Here is a 19,275-nt window from a genome sequence, read left to right as displayed (position 1 = left end):
CCCCGCCATAGCGCATTCTCAGTCGAACGTCGCCCGCCCCAGGCGACGCGGAGATCAGGCGCCGCAGATGTCAGGCGCCGCGGATGTCAGGCGACGTGGATGTCAGGCGATGCGGACGTCAGGCGTTCAGCGTCGTGTCCGCCGCCGCGGCGCCGGCCTTGCGGCCTGATCGCCGGAACTGCGTGTCGCAAGCCAGATGACATGGCGGGCGCCGGCGCCGTTGGAGCGGGCCCGCACCTTCTGTTCGGCGACGGCAAAGCCCGACTGGCGCAACCTTTCCGCAAAGGCGCGATCGGGAGCGGCCGACCAGATCGCCAGCACGCCGCCGGCCGTCAACGCCCGGCGTGCCGCGCCGAGCCCGCGCCAAGCATAGAGCGTTTCGTTGTCTTCGGCGACGAGACCGTCCGGCCCGTTGTCGACATCGAGCAGGATCGCATCATAGGTGCCGTTCGCATCGGCGATCAGCCGGGCGACATCCTCCTCCACGATGGTGACGCGCGGATCGGTGAGGCTGGTGCCGTAAAGCTCCGCCAGCGGCCCGCCGGCCCAGGTGACCACGGCCGGCACGAGTTCTGCGACGGTGACGCGCGCTTCCGGCGGAAGATCGGCAAGTGCCGCACGCAGGGTGAACCCCATGCCGAGACCGCCGATCAGAATATGCGGGCGCCTGCGGTTTGAAATTCGCGCACAGGCGAGATGCGCCAGAGCCTCTTCGGAGCCGCTCTGGCGGGAATTCATCAATTCGGCGCGGCCGACCATGATGGCAAAATCGCCGCCGCGCTGCATGAGACGCATTTCGCCGCCTGCCGGCAGCGGCGCCGTATCGAGCTTGAGCCAGGGGAGCAAGGGAGACCTCTGGATGGGGGAAGCCCGCCCTTGCACCATTTGACGCAAAGAAGAAAGGCGCGGCAGCCATGCCGCTTCAGCATGGCTGCCGTGCAGGGTCAGCTTTGCTCGATGGCGCGTGCCGCCTCGTCGAGGATCGCCGCGATCGCCTGAGATTCCTCCTTCGACAGCGCGCCCCGCTCGCTGCGGAGCGACAGTGCCATTTTGAGGTTCTCGAAAGCCCGCAGCACCTCCGGCGCGGAGCGCGAAGACTGCATGGCCGCCACTTTTTCCATGCGCGCGAAGATCGCCTTCACGCGCGTGTCGTGCGCTTCAAGATAGGTGCGCCCTTCGTCCGTGATCGCATAGAGCTTGCGGCCGTCGCGCTCCTCGATCGAGGCGTGGCCCATCTCCTCCAGCATGTTGAGGTTCGGATAGACGACGCCCGGGCTCGGCACATAGGCGCCGGCGAGCTTTTCCTCGATCGCCTTGATGAGGTCGTAGCCGTGGCGCGGCTCGTCGCGGATCAGCGTCAGGATGACGAGGCGCAGATCGCCCTGGTCGAAGATGCGGCCGCCGCGACCGCGTCCGCCGCCATGGCTTCCGTGCCCGCCGTCAAAGCCGCCGCCACGGTGACCGCCGGGGTGACCCCCACGATGACTCCCGCGGTGCCCGCCCCGGGGGTCACCGCCAAAGCCGCCCCTCGGGGCGCCATGAGCGCCTCCATAAGGGCCGTCATGGCCGTGGCCATGGCGACCGTGCCGCCCGCCTTCAGCCCCCCAACCGCCGAAATCTTGGCGATCGTCCGGCCTGCGGGCATCGCCGCGGCCAAATCCTCTCGCCCTGCGCTCAGGACCGAAACCGTCGCAGCCTTCGGCCTCGTCCTCGTACATGTCCCGTTCGAAGGTCTCGTCTTCAAAAAACGCGCGGCCGCGACCGCCGCTTGCGTCGTGCCGGTGACGGCAACCGCCGCCGAAACGAGGATGTCCGCGCTCCGCACCCGAATGGTGATGACGATGCATACTTCTATCTCCGATATATGTTCGATATGTCGTTATGTTAGATATATCTAATATGCATCGAACTCAAGAGGGCAGACCCGGAAATCTTCGCCGACCGAAAGAGGATTGGTAACCAATGCGTGGCACAAGAGCGGCAAATGCGTATCAGTTTGTTGCGTTCTGCATTTTCGGGCGTGGGAGTCGGCCTTCTGGCCGCCGGTTTTGGATTCCCCTCGCCGGGCCTTGCCGACGACACCGCCTGGCAGGCGACAGCAAGCGACACCTGGCAGGATCCCCGAAACTGGACTTCCGGCGCTCCGTCCCGCGACGATGCGGCCGTGATCGATGCGGCACCTGCGGTGCGTCTCGAAGGTGAGGACGCGGAGGCTCGGTCGCTTTCCGTCGGCGCCTCGGGAAGCGGCACGATCCGGATTCTGAGCCGTCTTGCGACGCAAACCGCGACGATCGGCGATAAAAGCGGCGCCGAGGGCGATGCCACCGTCATCGGCGACCGCGCCAACTGGCAGAATGCCGGCAGCCTCATCGTGGGGGACGAGGGCCAGGGCAGGCTCGGCGTCGAGGGTGGCGCCTCTCTCGTCACCTCCTCGCTTTCGCTCGGCGAAGCGCCTGCCGGCGACGGCAAACTCATCCTCACCGGCCAGTCTCTCGCCACGGTCGCCACAGCCCTCATCGTCGGCAAAGCCGGCATCGGCGAGCTTCAGCTTGCCTCCGGCTGGCTCGCGGCCGACAGCGCACTTCTCGGCGATGCCGCCGGCGCTGACGGCATCGCCACCATCTCCGGCAATCGCTCGACCTGGAACATCGCTCACGGCCTGACGGTCGGCGACGCCGGATCCGGCCGCCTCGACATCGCCGCAGGCGGCAAGGTCGCAAGCGCTTCGGGCACGATCGGCGACCAGGCAGGCGGAACGGGCGAAGTCACAGTCAACGGGCGTGGCTCGTCCTGGACCGTCATCAATGGAATTGCCATCGGCACGCGCGGCTCGGGGCTTCTCTCCGTCTCGGGCGCCGCATCGGTCGCCTCTGGCTCCGGCGTGATCGGGGCGGAGGCCGGCGCCGACGGCAAAGTCGCGATCAACGGATCGGACAGCCAATGGACGACAGGCGCGCTCACCGTCGGGGGCAAAGGCGCGGGAAACATCGAGGTCGCGGCCGGCGGAACGCTCACGAGCGGCGAAAGCACGCTCGGCGCCGAGGCCGGCTCAGATGGCCGCGTCACGGTTTCCGGCGAAGGCTCTTCGTGGACGACCAAGGCGCTTGCGATCGGCGGCAACGCTGACGCGCGATCGGCAGGCGGCGCGGAATCGACAGGCGGAACCGGCACGCTCCACGTCACGGCGGCAGGAACCGTCACAAGCGACAGTGCGAGCCTCGGAGAAACCTCGGGAGCCACCGGCACCGCCGCTCTCGATGGCGGCGGCTCGTCCTGGACGGTGATCGACGGAATTTCCATCGGCACGCGCGGCTCCGGCCTTCTTTCCATCCATACTGGCGCAACCCTCACCGCGACGGACGTGGCCGCCGGCTCGAAATCCGATGGTGACGGGACGATCCGAATGAGCGGATCAGGCTCCCGCCTCGACGCGCGCGGCGACCTCGTCATCGGCGATGCGGGACGCGGACAGGCGGAGGTCTTCACCGGCGCCGAGGCCCATGGCATCCGCATCGTGCTTGGCCGAAAGGCCGGTTCGTCGGGCATGGTGCGGATCGGGGGCAGCGGCTCATCGCTTGAAAGTGCGGGCGATCTGACCGTCGGTGAGGCGGGATCGGGCACACTGACCGTCTCCGGCGGCGGACATGCCGCGGCGCAAAGAATGGTGCTCGGCGGCGAGGCCGATGGACATGGCACCGCGACCGTCATCGGCGAGGGCTCGGCACTCACCTCGCGCGGCGAGCTCGTCGTCGCCGATGCCGGCACTGGCACGCTTCAAGCCGCCGGCGGGAGCGCCGTCACGGCCACAAATCTCGTCGTCGCCCAGCAGAACGGCTCTGTGGGCACGCTCACCATCGGCTCTGAAAACACCCCCGTCTCTGCCGGCCGCATCGAGGCTGAGACGATCGCCTTCGGGGACGGGACGGGCACCCTCCTCCTCAACCATTCCGACCCAGATTACAGGCTCGACACGGCTCTTACCGGCAACGGCACGGTCAAAGTTCTCTCCGGCACGACGATCCTGACCGGGGATTCCTCCGATTTCACCGGCACGACGGACATCCGCAATGCGCGCCTGCTCGTCGGCGAGGAGGCCGGCAGCGGAGCTTCCCTCGCCGGCACGCTTCAAGTCGGCGACAACGGTCTTCTCGGCGGCACCGGCCGCGTCGGCACGACACGGGTCGGTGCGGGCGGCACGCTCTCGCCAGGAGCCGACGGGATCGGCACCTTGTCGGTCGATGGCGATCTCACCCTCGCCTCCGGTTCGACCTATGCCGCCGAGCTCGCCACCGACGGGTCGAGCGACCGTGTCGATGTCGCCGGCCAGGCCGTCATCGCGGGCGGCAGCCTCGCTTTGTCCGGCGCGCGCGGCCCCGGACATTACACGCTCCTGACGGCACGCGAGGGCGTCACCGGCCGCTTCGACACGCTCCTTGCGACGAGCCGGCTCTTCCTCGATCTCGCGCTCGATTACGAGAGCGGTGCCCTGTCGCTTGCGGTCACGCGCAATGACGTCGCTTTTCAGGATGCCGCCACCCGTGCCGACCAGCGTGCCGTCGCCGCGGCGGCCGAAAGCCTCGGTGCCGGCAACGCGCTTTACGACGCCCTCCTGCTTTCGCCCGATACCGCGGCTGCCGAAGCCGCCTACAGCGACCTGTCCGGACAGGTGCATGGCGCCGCGCGCCGCGCCGTCGTGGAACAGGGCCGCTTCCTGCGCGATGCCGTCGGAGCGCGCCTGCGGACGGCTTTGCGCGATGAGACACCCTCGCGCTTTTCCCCGCTCGCCTATACGGGCGAGGATCTCCTCGAAGCCCCGGCGAGCGCGGCGCTCTCCTATGCCGCCGGTCAGAACACCGGCCGCGAACCACGCGGCGCACGCCGCAACATTTGGGCGAAGGCCTATGGCAGCTGGGGGACTTTCTCGGCTGAAACCGGCAGGTCAGGCTACTCGGTCAAGGAAGGCGGGCTCATCGCCGGTCTCGACAATATGGTCGGCTCGGCCTGGCGTCTCGGCAGCGCCGTCGTCATCGGGCGCGCCTCGCTTAACGGACGCGATGGCGCGAACGCCGTCGTCGACAGCTATGGCGCGGCCCTTTACGGCGGCCGCAACATCGGCGCTTTCGGCCTGACGGGCGGAGCCGCCTATACGTTCAACCATATCGAGACGACGCGCGACGTCGTCATCGGCGAATTCGCCGAACGCGAGCGCGCCGATGACTGGAACCGGACAGGCCAGGTCTTCGGCGAGGTGAGCTACGAGACCTCGCTCGCCGCCCTTGCCATCGAGCCCTTTGCCGGCCTCGCCTTCCTGCATGTCGACGGCGACGAGATTTCGGAGACGGGAGACGTGGCAGGGCTTGCCGGAGATCTGGAAAGCCAGAACCTCCTCTTCTCCACACTCGGCCTGCGCGCCTCGAGCCTCTTCACGCTTCCCGGCGGCCGGCTTGCCGTTGTGGCCGGACATGCCGGCTGGCGCCATGCGGAGGGCGACCTCGCACCCGCCGCGAACCTGCGCTTCGTGGCCGGCGGTCCGGGCTTTGCGACGCAAGCCGCGCCGGTTGCCGCCGACGCGGCGCTTCTCGGGGCCTCGCTCTCCGTCGCGGTCGCCGAAATGGCGATGCTGTCCTTCTCCTACGACGGCGAGTTCGCCGCCGAAGGCCACCGCCACGATTTCAACGGCAGTTTTTCGATGCGGTTTTAGAGAGGGGCGTTTCCGCCGAACGTTCTTGCCGGGCGTTCCTGGGGGAATCGGCCAGGGCGCCAGAGGCGTCAGCGCAGCCCTCAGGCGGCGTATCCCTCCAGCCGCTCCGCCGCATGGCTTTTGAGCCAATCGGCGAAAGCCTCCGGCGGCAGGGGCCGGGAAAACAGATAGCCCTGGCCTTCATGGCAGCCCGCCTCGATCAGAAAATCGGCGACATCCTGCGTCTCCACGCCTTCCGCCACGACCCGGTAGCCAAGCGCACCGGCCATATGAATGAGGCTCTGCACCAGAACGGACCCCCGGCTTCCCGGCTCCAGCTTGCGGATGAACGTCTGGTCGATCTTGATGATGTCGGCCGGGAAATCGTGCAGATAGGAGAAGGTCGAATAGCCGGTGCCGAAATCGTCGATGGCGCAGACGACGCCGAGCTCGCGGATGTCGGTCAGGTTCTTCACCACGCGGCGGCGGTTGGAGATGAAGGTGCTCTCGGTGAACTCGATCTCCAGGCACGACGGCGAGACGCCGTTCTCGGCAAGCACGCTGGCGAGACGGAGACCGAACTCCTCCTCCTCCAGATTGGCGGCTGAGACGTTGATGGAAACGCGCAGATCGTAGCCTTCGTCGCGCCAGGCGCGCAGCTGGGCAATGGCCCGGAGCTTCACCCACGACGTGAGCGGACGCATGAGATCCGTCTGTTCGGCGAGCGGAATGAATTCGGCCGGGGACACGGACCCGTATTCGGGGTGATCCCAGCGCAACAGAGCTTCGGCGCCATAACACCGGCCGGTCTTCAAATCGATGCGCGGCTGGTAGACGAGGGACAGCTCTCCGTCACCGCCCCTCTCCAGAAGCTCGCGCAAGGCGGCGATCAGGGCATAGCGGCGTTTGTGCTCTTCGTCGGTCGCCGCCGAATAAATACCGACGACCCGGTCGCTTTCACGGGCGTCTTGCGCGGCGTGATGCGCGGCGCGCAGAACGTCGCTGGCCTCGGCCTCGCCGAGCACAAAGGGAGCGATACCGCAGGCCATGTGGCTCAGGCTGGCCGCCCTCCTGCCGCGACTGAAATCGGCGAGCATGTTGAGCCGCTTGACGAGTTCGACCTCGACCCTTTCTTCGTCCGCATCGCCGATCACGGCGAGAAGCTGGGCTCCGCCCACCTGATAGACCGTATGGCCCTCGACCTTCAGATTGCGCACGCCCTCGACTGACAGGCGCATCAGATCGTCGAGATAGGTCGGCCCCAGAACCCGTAGCGCCTGGACGATCTGGTTCGGCGGCGCAAGATCGAGAAGGATCGCCAGCCGCCGCTCGCCGGCGAAATCGCGCGCCATATCCTCGAGATTTTCAGTGAATTGCATGCGATTGGGCAGGCCGCTAACGGGATCGATGCGACCGAAGGCATGCTGCATCTCGATCTGCGTCATGACCATGGCCGCAAGGTCGCAGAGCGCCTTCTCGTCGTCCTGCCCAATCTCACGGGGAACGGTGTCGAGGACGCACATGGAGCCGAGCGTGAACCCCTCTTTGGTGACGAGCGGCGCGCCCGCATAAAAGCGCACGCCGTTTTCCACGAGCACGCCCTTGTTGAAGCGCGGATCCTGGGCGAGATCGGAGACGACGAGCACGTCGCCCGCGCGCGTCACCTCGGCGCAAGGGGCATGCTCGCGCGGGATTTGGGGGCCACAGCCCACCCGCGACTTGAACCATTGCCGATCGACGTCTGTGAGAGAAACCGCCGAAATCGGCGTCTCGAAAAATTGCGCCGCAAGGCGGGTGATGCGGTCGAAGCTTTCGCTCGGCGCCGTGTCCAAAAGATTGAGCTCGCGAAGCGCGCGCAGACGCGCTTCTTCTTTTTCATCGGCAGCCATATGGATGCTTCATTTCCGCCTTGTGACCGATCAACGACTTATATTTCAATAAATTGAAAAGCGTTTAGCACTAGCCTGCGCCTTTTCTGTATCTTCGCCTCCAAGAACGTCCGGCGCATGGAATAGTTCATAGACAGCTTCACATTCTCGTCATCTGAGCTTTTGCGAAGCTTTCCAGCGGGCCGCGGCAGATGGGAATTTTACCGCCCCCATTCTCTTCCTCTCTTCACAGCGCCTCGCCACAGACGCGCCTTGACTCTCTTCGCCATCTCGGGAATCCATAGGAACAAAATAGGAACATGATCCCAATCTCTATGGTCGGAGCACAACACGACAAGGAGTCGGGAGCGGGCTGGCGCGCGACCGTTCTCAAAGAGCTGCGCCGCGAAGTGGGCGCGCTGGAGGCCGGGGCGCGCCCGGATGCGCCGGCGCTCGCCTTCGAGGCGGAGGCGATCGATTCGCATCTGCCGGAGGGGGGATTGCGGCTTGGCGCCCTGCACGAGATCTGGGGCGGGCGGGCCGTCCCGATCGACCGCCAAGAGCCTGAGAGAACGAAGAAAACCGGGACAACCAGAACGAGCGGAATGAGCGGGTTCGAAAATCCTGGCGGGAATGGCGGCGCGGAAGATATCGCCGCCGCCACCTTGTTTCTGGCCGGCCTTCTCGCCCGCCTCTCCGGCCCTGTCCTTTGGTGCCTCAAGGCGCGCGATCTCTTCACCCCGAGCCTTGCGGCCGCCGGTCTCGACCCGGACCGGGTGATCTATGCCGAAACCTGGCACGAGCGCGACGTGCTCGCCGCCATGGAAGAGGGGCTGCAGCATCCGGGGCTTGCCGCCGTCGTCGGCGAGGTGGCGCGGCTCGGCCTCACCGCGTCCAGGCGCCTGCAGCTTGCCGCCGAAAGCGAGGGCGTGACGGCCTTCACCCTCCTGCGGCCGCATCGTCAGACGGGGGCGGAGCCCACGGCCGCCGCCACGCGCTGGCGGATCCGTTCCGCTCCCTCGCTGCCGCCGATGCCCTCGTCTTCTGCCGCCAATCCTGTCGCCGGCATCGGGCGCGGGCGCTGGCGTGTCGATCTCATGCGCTGCCGGGGCGCCGATCCGGCGAGCTTCATCACGGAGGCCTGCGATGGCACGGGTCGTCTCGGTGTATCTGCCCTTCTTCGCGACGGAGCGGATGCGCCTCACCTCGACCGATCTGCCGCCTGAGGCGCCTCTCGCTTTGACGACGCGCATCGGCGCCCAGCGCCTTGTCGCCGCCGTCGATGCGAAAGCCTTCGCGCATGGGCTGAAACCCGGCATGGCGGCGACGCAGGCGCAGCTGCTCCTGCCCGGTCTCATCCTGCGCGACCATGCGCCAAGGGCCGACGCCCATGGCCTTGCAAAACTCGCCGCCTGGTGCCTTGCCCGCTACAGCCCCGTCGTTGCGCCCGCCCCGCCGGATGGGCTTCTTCTCGATGTCACCGGCTGCACGCATCTTTTTGCGGCAAGGACAGAAGGGCAGAGCCGCAATCCGGACGAAGGCGAGGAAAACCTTCTTGCCGATCTCGCCAGCTGTCTTGCCCGCCGGGGTCTGACGGCAAGGCTGGCGCTTGCCGGAAGCGTCGGCGCCGCACATGCGCTCGCCCGCTTTGCCGCGCCCGACTGCTCCCGCATCGCCGAAACGGAAAGCCTCAAGCGCGCGCTCGCCCCCTTGCCGGTGGAGGCTTTGCGCCTGCCGCCGGAGACGCCGCAGGCTTTGCGCCGGCTCGGCTTTGAGCGGATCGGCGACCTCATCGGCGCCAAGCGCGCGCCGATCACCCGCCGCTTCGGCCATGACGTGTTCCTGCGCCTCGACCAGGCACTCGGCCTGTCGCGCGAGCCGCTCGTCCCCCTCATCCCGCCCGAGCTCGTCTCCGCGAAACTCTCCTTCGTGGAACCGGTCATCACGGCGGAGGGGCTCGCCCAGGCGGTGGAACGGCTCTGCTCAGATCTCGCGGCCGCCCTGGAAGCGCGCCAGCACGGGGCGAGACGGCTCGATTTTCACGTGACGCGGCTCGACCGCAGCACCAGCATCGTCTCGGTGCGCATGGCAAAGCCCAATCGCGCACCAGAGCATATGGCGCGCCTCATCTGCGAAAAGCTTGCCGGCCTCGATTGCGGGCTCGGCGTGGAGAAAGTCCTTCTCGCCGCCCCCCTCACGCGCCCGCTCCTGCCCGAGCAGATCGCGTCCGAGCTTTACGGCCGGCCGCAGGAGCCCGATCTTTCCACCCTCGTCGACCGTCTCGCCAACCGGCTCGGCGCGGGCCGCATCTACCGCACGGCGCCCGTCGAAAGCGACTGGCCGGAACGCTCTGTGCGCCGGGTCGCGGCCCTTGCCCCGAAACCCAGGACGGAGACGCCGCGGCCGGAAAATTGGCTGCGCGACTGGCCGCGTCCGGCGCGGCTTCTGCCCGATCCGATGCCCGTCGAGGTGATCGCGCTTTTACCCGATTATCCGCCCGCCCTCTTCATCTGGCAGGGGCGGCGCCACCGCATCTGCCGCGCCGACGGGCCGGAGCGGATTTTCGGCGAATGGTGGCGCGCCCCCGGCGAGATCGCGCTCGCCCGCGATTATTTCCAGGTCGAGGACGAGGCCGGCCAGCGCTTCTGGCTGTTTCGCGAGGAGGTGGGCGGCCGCCCTCAGCGCTGGTATCTGCACGGCTTCTTCGCATGAGCACCCCCCCTTATGCCGAGCTGCAGGCGACCTCGAATTTCTCCTTCCTGCGCGGCGCCTCGCATCCGGAGGAATTGTTCGCCGAGGCGGCGCGTCTCGGCCTTCCGGCGCTGGCGCTCACCGATCGCGGCTCGCTCGCCGGCATGGTGCGCGCCCATCAGGCCGCGAAGACGACGGGCGTGCGCCTCATCGTCGGCTGCCGGCTCGATCTCGCCTGCGGCATGCCGCTTCTTCTCTATCCGCGCGACCGGGCCGCCTATGCGCGGCTCTGCCAGCTCCTCAGCCTCGGCAAGAAACGCGCCGGCAAGGGCGGCTGCGTGGTCACGGCGGAGGAGGTGGCGGCCTTCGGCGAAGGCCAGATGGCGACGCTCATTCCGGATATGGCGGATGCGGAACTCGCCGCCCGTCTTGCCTGGCTCAAGGAAACCTTCGGCGCCGATGCCTCGCTCGCCCTCACTTTGCGCCGCCGGCCGAACGATGCGGCGCGTCTTGCCGCGCTCGTCGCCATGGCGGAGCGGGCCAAAGTGGCGCCGGTCGCCACCAACGACGTCCTCTATCACGCGCCGGAACGGCGCATCCTGCAGGATGTCGTCACCTCGATCCGCGAAGGCGTCACCATCGATGAGCTCGGCTTTCGCCGCGAGCCCTTCGCGGAGCGCCATCTGAAGCCGCCGGAAGAGATGGCGCGGCTTTTCTCCGCCTACCCGCAGGCGCTCGCAAGAAGCCTCGAAATCGCCGCCGCCTGCCGCTTCTCGCTCGACGAACTCAAATATCAATATCCGGCGGAGGTCTCGATCCCCGGCCTCACGCCGCAGGAAGCGCTCACCAAACTCACCTGGGAGGGGGCGCAATGGCGCTTTCCGGGCGGCGTGCCGGAAAAGGTCGAAGCCCAGCTCACCCATGAGCTTAATCTCGTCGCGGAGCTCAATTACGCGCCTTATTTCCTCACCGTCCATTCCATCGTGCGCTTCGCCCGCTCCAAGGGCATCCTCTGCCAGGGTCGCGGCAGTGCCGCCAATTCCGCCGTCTGCTTCGCGCTCGGCATCACCTCCATCGATCCGGAGCGCAACGACCTTCTCTTCGAGCGCTTCGTGTCGCGCGACCGCGGCGAGCCCCCCGACATCGACGTCGATTTCGAGCATGAGCGGCGCGAGGAGGTGATCCAGTGGATCTACGAAACCTATGGGCGGCACCGCTCCGCCCTCTGCGCCACCGTCATCCGCTACCGCTCCAAGGGTGCCGTGCGCGAGGTCGGCAAGGCGCTCGGCCTCACCGAGGACGTGACCGCCGCCCTTTCCTCGCAGATCTGGGGCTGGAGCAAGGAAGGCGTCGAAGAGCGCCATGTCGCCGATCTCAATCTCAATGGCAGCGATTACCGGCTCCAGCTCACCTTGAAGCTCGCCAAGGCGCTGATCGGTTTTCCCCGGCATCTGTCGCAGCATCCGGGCGGCTTCGTCTTGACCGAAGACCGGCTCGACACGCTCGTTCCGATCGAGCCCGCCGCGATGGCCGACCGTCAGATCGTCGAATGGGACAAGGACGACATCGACATTCTAGGCTTCATGAAGGTCGATGTTCTGGGGCTCGGCATGCTCGGCTGCCTGCGCCGCGCCTTCGATCTTCTGAAGGACCATTGCGGGCGCGATCTCGACATCGCCACCGTCCCTGCAGAGGAGGAGGCCGTCTACGAAATGATCGGCCATGCCGACACGATGGGCGTCTTTCAGATCGAAAGCCGCGCCCAGATGGCGATGTCGCCGCGCCTCAAGGCGAAAAACCTCTACGATCTCACCATCCAGATCGCCATCGTGCGTCCGGGCCCGATCCAGGGCGAGATGGTGCATCCTTATCTGCGCCGTCGCGAGGGCAAGGAGACGCCCTCCTATCCGACGCCAGAATTTCAACGCGTTCTCGGCAAGACCCTCGGCGTGCCGCTCTTTCAGGAACAGGCGATGTCGCTTGCCGTCCATTGCGCCGGCTTCACCCCGTCTGAGGCCGATCAGCTCCGCCGCTCCATGGCCACCTTCAAATTCACCGGCGGGGTCAGCGCTTTTCGCGACAAATTCATTACCGGCATGTGCGAACGCGGCTACGACCCGGATTTCACCGAGCGCGCCTTCAAGATGATCGAAGGCTTCGGCTCTTATGGCTTTCCCGAGAGCCACGCGGCGTCCTTCGCGCTTCTCGCTTATGCGAGCTCCTGGGTGAAATGCCATCATCCCGACGTCTTTCTTGCGGCGATCCTCAACAGCCAGCCGATGGGCTTTTATGCCCCCGCTCAGCTCGTGCGCGATGCCCGCGCGCATGGCGTCGAGGTGCGCCCCATCTCCGTCAACGACAGCCGCTGGGATTCCACGCTTGAGCCGCTCGAAGGCGTGGAGGGCCGCTTTGCCGTGCGCCTCGGGCTGCGGCTTGCCAAGGGATTGGCCAACAAGGACGGCGCAGCGCTTCTCGCCGCCCGCCATCGCCCCTATCAGAGCCTGGAGGAAATCTGGCGGCGGGCCGGGCTGCCGGTGGCGGCGCTGGAGCGGCTTGCCGAAGCCGACGCCTTTTCATCCATCGGCCTCTCCCGGCGCCAGGCGCTGTGGGAGATCCGCGCTTTGGCCGACAGTCCGCTGCCGCTCTTTGCCGCCGCCGATGCGCGCGAGGAGAAGATCCGGCCGGAGGGCAACGAGCCCGCCATCGCCCTGCAGGCGATGAAGCCCGGGCGCGAAGTGGTGGAAGATTATGCCGCGACGGGATTGAGCCTGCGCCGGCACCCGGTCGCCTTCCTCCGGGAGGATCTCGCACGCCGGCGCATCGTCCCGACAGCCGCTCTCGGCACGCTCCGGGAGGGACGCTTCGTGACCATCGCCGGCCTCGTCCTGGTGCGCCAGCGCCCGGGCAGCGCCAAGGGCGTCATGTTCATCACCATCGAAGACGAGACGGGCCATGCCAATCTCATCGTCTGGCCGAAGCTCTTCGAGCGGCAGCGGCGCATCGTCCTGTCGGCCGGCATGATCGCCTGCCGCGGCCGCCTGCAACGCGAGGGCGAGGTCACCCATATCGTCGCCGATCAGCTCATCGATCTCTCCGACCTCTTGAAAAAGGTCGGCGAGCGCGAGGCGCCCTTCCCCTTCCAGCGCAGCCGCGCCGATCAGGCGAAGTCCGGCGGCGGGCCGGATTCCCGCGACGTGAAGGCCATGGGCATGCGCGGCCGCGACATCTTCATTCCCGACCTCAGATTCGACGGCGGCATTAAAGTGAAAACGCGCGATTTCCATTAACCAAGATCACCAGCCTTCTCGCCCCGCCCGCAGCCGCGGATTTCCGGGCTTTGCGCCGGCTCCCGTCGCCGCCTTCCCTGTCCCGGGGAAACGATTTCCGCCCCGCCTCGGCCCGAGTGTCATTCAAGTGTCATACTAATTTCACAAACCTGTTTCGCCCGACGCCTAGGAAGGCCCCGGTCATCGCTGCATGGCCATGCTTTCTCACGAAGCAAAACAGGGAGATATCTCAGTGACTTACAAGCTTCTCGCTGGTGTCGCGGCGCTGGCCGTAGGCGCCGCCTTCTCGGCCGGCGCTGCCAACGCCCAGTCCCGTGACACGATCCAGATCGCCGGTTCGTCCACCGTGCTGCCTTTCGCCTCCATCGTGGCGGAAGAATTCGGCAACGCCTATCCGGACTTCAACACCCCGGTCGTCGGCTCCGGCGGCTCCTCGGGCGGCCTGCGCCAGTTCTGCCAGGGCGTCGGTGAAAACACCATCGACATCGCCAACGCTTCGCGCCGCATCAAGCCGTCCGAAATCGAGGCGTGCAACGAAGCCGGCGTCAAGAAGATCATCGAAGTCCGCATCGGCTATGACGGCATCGTCTTCGCCACCAATGCCGACAAGGACAACTTCGCCCTGAAGCCGATCGACGTCTACAAGGCGCTCGCCGCCAAGGTGCCGCAGGACGGCAAGATGGTCGACAATCCCTACACCAGCTGGAGCGACATCGATTCCTCCCTGCCGGATCAGGAAATCCAGCTCGCCATCCCGGCCGGCAATCACGGCACGCGCGAAGTCTTCGAGGAGAAGGTCGTTCTCCCGGGCTGCGAGGAAGCCGGTCTTCCGGAGATGAGCGAAGACGAGATGAAGGCGACCTGCCTCAACTTCCGTCAGGACCGCGTCACGGAGATCTCGGGCGACTACACCGAGACGCTGGCGCGCCTTGAAGCCAACGACAACACGATGGGCGTCTTCGGCCTCTCCTTCTACGACCAGAACCGCGACAAGCTGAAGGTCGCCACGATGTCGGGCGTCGAGCCGAGCATCGACACGATCGCCTCCGGCGACTACCCGGTCTCCCGCCCGCTGTTCTTCTACATCAAGGGCGAGCACATCGGCGTCATCCCGGGCATCAAGGACTATGCCGAGTTCTTCCTCTCCGACGACATGGCCGGCTCCGGCGGTCGCCTCGAAGAGGCCGGCATGATCCCGGCTCCGGAAAAGGAGCTCGAGACTCAGCGTCAGAATGTCGAGGACGAAAAGACGCTCTCGGCTTCCGACCTGCAGGGCTAATCTGATAGGGGCGGAGCGTGACAACACGCTCCGCCCTTCTTTTGTCGGCTATCTTCGTTCCCTCTCCCCGCGACATGGCCATGACGGCAAGAGACAAAAGGCATCGCGCTTCCGGTTCGCTCAGCGCGAGCGCGCAACGAGAGGTCTGTTCGTGAGTGATCTCATAATCGTCGGTATCCTGCTTGCCCTGATGGCGCTCGGCTATCAGGTGGCGCTCGGCCGCTACCGCAAAGTGACGGGCCGTTCGGAGGTCCGCCCCCATTCCCGTCCCGCCTATCACGGGCTCCTCGTCGCCATCTGGTGCGCCATTCCCGCTCTCGCGGTGATCATCGTTTTCGGGCTCTTTGAACCCGTCATCACCCGCTACGTGATTTTGTCGGCCCTGCCGCCGGAAGTGCGCGACCTGCCGACCCACGAATTGCGCGGCGTCATGCAGCGCATCCACCAGATCGCCACCGGCTTCGGCATCGTCGGCGAAGCCAGACCCTACGAGAACGTCGCGGCGACGCGGCTCGGCACCTATCACGCGATCTGGAATTTCGCCCTCGTCGCGCTCGTGGCGTCCTCGGCCGTCGCAGGCCTCGTCTATACGCTGCGCCGCATCACGCCGCGGCTGCGCGCCCGCAACGAGGTGGAGCGCGTCATCCGCGTTCTCCTGCTTCTGTGCTCCGCCGTCGCCATCATGACGACCGTCGGCATCGTCGCCTCGCTTCTCGGCGAAGCGGTGCGCTTCTTCGGCTTCGTCAATCCGCTCGACTTCTTCTTCGGAACGGTCTGGAACCCGCGCTTTTCTTCCGTCGGCGCCGGCCAGGGCGATTTCGGCCTCCTGCCGCTTCTCGTCGGCACCTTGATGATCAGCGCCATCGCCATCCTCGTGGCGCTGCCGATCGGGCTGATGACGGCCATCTACATGGCCGAATACGCCTCCTCGCATCTGCGCAACATCGCCAAGCCGATCATCGAAATCCTCGCCGGCATTCCGACGATCGTCTACGGCGTCTTCGCGCTCACCGTCGCGGGTCCCTTCTTCGCCGATCTCGGCGCCGCCGTCGGCCTCGACATCAGCGCCACCAGCGCCTTCACGGCCGGCGCCGTCATGGGCGTGATGATCATCCCGTTCATCTCCTCGCTCTCCGACGACATCATCACGCAGGTGCCCGCCTCGATGCGCGACGGCTCGCTCGGATTGGGCGCCACGCGCTCTGAGACGATCAAGCGCGTCATCCTGCCGGCGGCGCTGCCCGGCATCGTCGGCGCCTTTCTTCTCGCCGTCAGCCGCGCCATCGGCGAAACCATGATCGTGGTGCTCGCCGCCGGCAATTCGCCGGTTCTGCGCTTCAACCCGTTCGAGCCGAGCACCAGTGTCACCGTCTCGATCGTCAATCAGCTGACGGGCGACACCGATTTCGCCAGCCCGCAATCGCTCGTCGCCTTCGCCCTCGGCCTCACGCTTTTCATCATGACGCTCGGCCTCAACGTCGTGGCGCTCTACATCGTCCGCAAATATCGGGAGCAGTACGAATGAGCGCGACCGACACCGCCTCCGCTTCGGCACCCGTCGACAATCAGCTCGGCGCCGTGCGCGCGGGCCTCAAGAGACGTCACGCGCAAGAACGCCGGTTTCAGATGATCGGCCTTGCCGCGGTCTTTGCCGCCCTCGCCATGGTGGCGGTGCTCTTCGGCTCCGTCCTCTTCAAGGGCATGCCGGCCTTCTGGCAATCGACGCTGCATCTTCAAATCTCGCTCAATGCCGACGTCATCGACGTCGGGCCGCCGCCCGTCCAAAAGGCCGGCCAGAACCCGGCCGAGTTCGAGGCCGAGCTGACCGATTGGCGGCGCGCTCTTGCCCGCGTCAGCTGGAACAAGATCCTGGAAAAGGCCGTGCGCGGCGTCCTGCCGGCCGATCTCGCCGACGCGAAGACCCGCGATATCGTCGGCATCGTCGCGAGCGGCGAACGCTATGCCCTGCGCGACATGGTGCTCGAAGATCCGAGCCTCATCGGCCAGACGATCGACGTCGATCTTCTCGCCGACGCCAATGTCGACAATTGGCTCAAAGGCAACATCGACCGTTCGCTCGGGCAAAGCCGTCAGCAGCTCTCGCCCGGCGAGCAGGAGATTGCCGATGCGCTCGCGGAAAAGGGCGTCATCACCCAAAGCTTCAATACCGGCATCTTCTTCAACGTCGATTCGCGCTCCTCGCCGGCCTCGGCCGGTCTCGCCGGCGCCTTCATGGGCTCGCTCTACATGATGCTCGTCGTCATCATGCTGGCGGTCCCGATCGGCGTCGCCAGCGCTATCTATCTGGAAGAATTCGCGCCGACGAACCGCTTCACCGATTTCATCGAGGTCAACATCAACAACCTCGCCGCCGTGCCGTCGATCGTCTTCGGCCTCCTCGGCGCCTCGATCTTCATCAACTGGATGCATCTGCCCCTGTCGGCGCCGCTCGTCGGCGGTCTCGTCCTCACCTTGATGACGCTGCCGACGATCATCATCGCCACCCGCGGTACCTTGCGCGCGATTCCGCCGTCGATCCGCGAAGCGGCGCTCGGGCTCGGTGCCTCACGCACGCAGATGGTCTTCCACCACGTCCTGCCGCTCGCCATTCCGGGCATTTTGACGGCGACCATCATCGGCGTCGCCCAGGCGCTCGGCGAGACCGCGCCGCTGCTTCTCATCGGCATGAACGCCTTCGTGGCGAGCGTGCCGTCGAGCCCGATGGATCAGGCGACGGCGCTGCCCGTGCAGATCTACCTCTGGCAGGGCAACGAGAACTTCAACTTTTTCGAAGCCCGCACAAATGCCGCTATCATCGTCTTGCTTGGTCTGATGATCAGCCTCAACGCGATCGCGATCCTGCTGCGCCAGCGCATCGAGCGGCGCTGGTAACTGGGAGAATTCGCCATGAACGATATCAGCCATAGCCCGAGCGCGGCCAAAGCCACGGCGACGAAAGCACCGCCCGAAGTGCCGCAGGAGAGTGCAGCCGTGCCGAAAATGCGCGCCGAGAAAGTGTCCGTCCATTACGCCGACAAGCAGGCCCTGTTCGACGTCGATCTCGACGTGCCGGAAAATCAGGTCATCTCGCTGATCGGCCCGTCCGGCTGCGGAAAATCGACCTTCCTTCGATGCCTCAACCGGATGAACGACACGATCGACATCGCCCGCGTCTCCGGCCACATCACGCTCGACGGCGAAAACATCTACGACAAGGCACTCGATGTCGTGGAGCTCAGGGCCCGCGTCGGCATGGTCTTCCAGAAGCCCAACCCGTTCCCGAAATCGATCTTCGAGAACGTCGCCTACGGGCCGCGCATTCATGGCCTTGCCTCCGCCAAGCGCGACCTCGAAGAGATCGTCGCAACGAGCCTGCAGCGCGCCGGCCTCTTCAACGAGGTCAAGGACCGGCTCGACGAACCCGGCACCGGCCTCTCCGGCGGCCAACAGCAGCGCCTTTGCATCGCCCGCGCGATCGCCGTGAACCCGGAAGTCATCTTGATGGACGAGCCGTGCTCCGCGCTCGACCCGATCGCCACCGCCAAGGTGGAAGAGCTGATCGACGAATTGCGCGAAAACTATACGATCGTCATCGTCACCCATTCGATGCAGCAGGCGGCCCGCGTGTCGCAGCGTACCGCGATGTTCCATCTTGGTTATCTCGTCGAGGAGGGGCCGACGGACATGATGTTCACCAACCCGACCGACAAACGCACCCAGGACTACATCACCGGCCGCTTCGGCTAACCGGGAGAGGAACGAGCCCCGTGTCTGAACATATCGTCACTTCCTATGACGAGGAATTGCGGGAACTCGCCCGCTCCATCGCCGAAATGGGCGGCCTCGTCGAACAGCAACTCGACGATGCTGTGAATGCGCTGTTGAGCACCAATTCGCAGCTCGCCCAGGACGTCATCCTCGGCGACCGCCAGATCAACCAGATGCACTACCAGATCGAAGAGCGGGCGATCCTCGTCATCGCCAAGCGCCAGCCGATGGCCCAGGATCTCCGCGAAACCGTCGCCGCGATCCGCATCTCGCACGATCTGGAACGCGTCGGCGATCTCGGCAAGAACATCGCCAAGCGCGCGCTCGCCATCGAAGACCAGCGGATGAACCACCAGCTTCGCCGCGGTGTGGAGCATCTCGCAAGCCTCGGCCTGCGCCAGCTCAAGGACGTGCTCGACGCCTATGGCTCGCGCGACGTGCAGAAGGCGATCTCGGTGTGGCGCTCCGACGACGAGATCGACGCCATGTATGTGTCGCTGTTTCGCGAGATGCTCACCTACATGATGGAAGATCCGCGCAATATCGGCATGTGCACGCATCTTCTCTTCTGTGCCAAGAACATCGAGCGGATCGGCGACCACGCCACCAACATCGCCGAGACGATCACCTATCTCGTCACCGGCAAACAGATGGAACGCGCGGCGACTGCGCCGTCCGCGGGTTGACGGAGTGAGCCATGCA

12 protein-coding genes are annotated in these 19,275 nt (G+C 66.0%); 9 read left to right on the top strand and 3 right to left on the bottom strand.

Annotation, left to right across the window (positions count from 1 at the left end; genetic code table 11):
• Positions 1-126: 126 nt before the first annotated feature.
• Together BLP76_RS00565 and BLP76_RS00560 are read right to left on the bottom strand one after the other, a co-directional pair.
• A complete protein-coding gene (locus tag BLP76_RS00565; protein ID WP_092808959.1) occupies positions 127-846 on the bottom strand; it encodes a spermidine synthase in 720 nt (239 codons plus the stop codon).
• 98 nt (positions 847-944) lie between these two features.
• Positions 945-1,847, bottom strand: coding sequence for a PadR family transcriptional regulator (locus tag BLP76_RS00560; RefSeq protein ID WP_244514327.1), 903 nt, complete (start codon positions 1,845-1,847; stop codon positions 945-947).
• 137 nt (positions 1,848-1,984) lie between these two features.
• Here BLP76_RS00560 and BLP76_RS00555 point away from each other — a divergent pair, with 137 nt between their 5' ends.
• Entirely contained in the window at positions 1,985-5,701 is a 3,717-nt protein-coding gene (locus BLP76_RS00555; RefSeq protein ID WP_092808957.1) for an autotransporter domain-containing protein, read from the top strand.
• An 80-nt stretch (positions 5,702-5,781) separates the two neighbouring features.
• Here BLP76_RS00555 and BLP76_RS00550 read toward each other — a convergent pair whose 3' ends face one another.
• Complete coding sequence (locus BLP76_RS00550) at positions 5,782-7,569, bottom strand: putative bifunctional diguanylate cyclase/phosphodiesterase (protein ID WP_092808955.1); 1,788 nt, start codon at positions 7,567-7,569, stop codon at positions 5,782-5,784.
• Positions 7,570-7,868: 299 nt separating this feature from the next.
• On the opposite strand from BLP76_RS00550, the gene BLP76_RS00545 reads away from it, so the two are divergent.
• From BLP76_RS00545 to phoU, 8 genes are all read left to right on the top strand, one after another.
• Positions 7,869-8,774: an ImuA family protein gene (locus BLP76_RS00545; RefSeq protein WP_244514325.1), complete on the top strand. Its 906-nt coding sequence runs from the start codon at positions 7,869-7,871 to the stop codon at positions 8,772-8,774.
• The gene (locus BLP76_RS00540) at positions 8,695-10,260 is read left to right on the top strand and encodes a Y-family DNA polymerase (protein ID WP_092808954.1); all 1,566 of its coding nucleotides are present in this window, start codon (positions 8,695-8,697) and stop codon (positions 10,258-10,260) included. Before BLP76_RS00545 ends, BLP76_RS00540 begins: the two co-directional genes overlap by 80 nt.
• The gene (locus BLP76_RS00535; RefSeq protein ID WP_092808953.1) at positions 10,257-13,526 is read left to right on the top strand and encodes an error-prone DNA polymerase; all 3,270 of its coding nucleotides are present in this window, start codon (positions 10,257-10,259) and stop codon (positions 13,524-13,526) included. Before BLP76_RS00540 ends, BLP76_RS00535 begins: the two co-directional genes overlap by 4 nt.
• A 232-nt stretch (positions 13,527-13,758) precedes the next feature.
• Entirely contained in the window at positions 13,759-14,805 is a 1,047-nt protein-coding gene (locus tag BLP76_RS00530; protein WP_244514323.1) for a substrate-binding domain-containing protein, read from the top strand.
• Positions 14,806-14,956: 151 nt separating this feature from the next.
• Positions 14,957-16,330, top strand: a complete 1,374-nt coding sequence (pstC, locus tag BLP76_RS00525; RefSeq protein WP_200170487.1) for a phosphate ABC transporter permease subunit PstC — start codon at positions 14,957-14,959, stop codon at positions 16,328-16,330.
• Positions 16,327-17,697, top strand: a complete 1,371-nt coding sequence (gene pstA, locus BLP76_RS00520) for a phosphate ABC transporter permease PstA (protein WP_092808952.1) — start codon at positions 16,327-16,329, stop codon at positions 17,695-17,697. Before pstC ends, pstA begins: the two co-directional genes overlap by 4 nt.
• Before the next feature lie 108 nt (positions 17,698-17,805).
• Entirely contained in the window at positions 17,806-18,552 is a 747-nt protein-coding gene (gene pstB, locus BLP76_RS00515; RefSeq protein WP_244514415.1) for a phosphate ABC transporter ATP-binding protein PstB, read from the top strand.
• 20 nt (positions 18,553-18,572) lie between these two features.
• Complete coding sequence (gene phoU, locus BLP76_RS00510; protein ID WP_092808950.1) at positions 18,573-19,259, top strand: phosphate signaling complex protein PhoU; 687 nt, start codon at positions 18,573-18,575, stop codon at positions 19,257-19,259.
• Positions 19,260-19,275 lie beyond the last annotated feature (16 nt).

Source organism: Afifella marina DSM 2698, from assembly GCF_900102695.1.
In the GTDB taxonomy this organism is placed as follows: domain Bacteria; phylum Pseudomonadota; class Alphaproteobacteria; order Rhizobiales; family Afifellaceae; genus Afifella; species Afifella marina.
The sequence above is the reverse complement of the archived record's forward strand: the minus strand, read 5'-3'. Positions and strand labels throughout refer to the sequence as shown.

Excerpts from the sequence above, each read along its gene's own strand:
- BLP76_RS00560 (WP_244514327.1), bottom strand. The coding sequence starts at position 1,847 with ATGCATCGTCATCACCATTCGGGTGCGGAGCGCGGACATCCTCGTTTC.
- BLP76_RS00555 (WP_092808957.1), top strand. The coding sequence starts at position 1,985 with ATGCGTATCAGTTTGTTGCGTTCTGCATTTTCGGGCGTGGGAGTCGGC.
- BLP76_RS00550 (WP_092808955.1), bottom strand. The coding sequence starts at position 7,569 with ATGGCTGCCGATGAAAAAGAAGAAGCGCGTCTGCGCGCGCTTCGCGAG.
- BLP76_RS00545 (WP_244514325.1), top strand. The coding sequence starts at position 7,869 with ATGATCCCAATCTCTATGGTCGGAGCACAACACGACAAGGAGTCGGGA.
- BLP76_RS00540 (WP_092808954.1), top strand. The coding sequence starts at position 8,695 with ATGGCACGGGTCGTCTCGGTGTATCTGCCCTTCTTCGCGACGGAGCGG.
- BLP76_RS00535 (WP_092808953.1), top strand. The coding sequence starts at position 10,257 with ATGAGCACCCCCCCTTATGCCGAGCTGCAGGCGACCTCGAATTTCTCC.
- pstA (WP_092808952.1), top strand. The coding sequence starts at position 16,327 with ATGAGCGCGACCGACACCGCCTCCGCTTCGGCACCCGTCGACAATCAG.
- pstB (WP_244514415.1), top strand. The coding sequence starts at position 17,806 with ATGCGCGCCGAGAAAGTGTCCGTCCATTACGCCGACAAGCAGGCCCTG.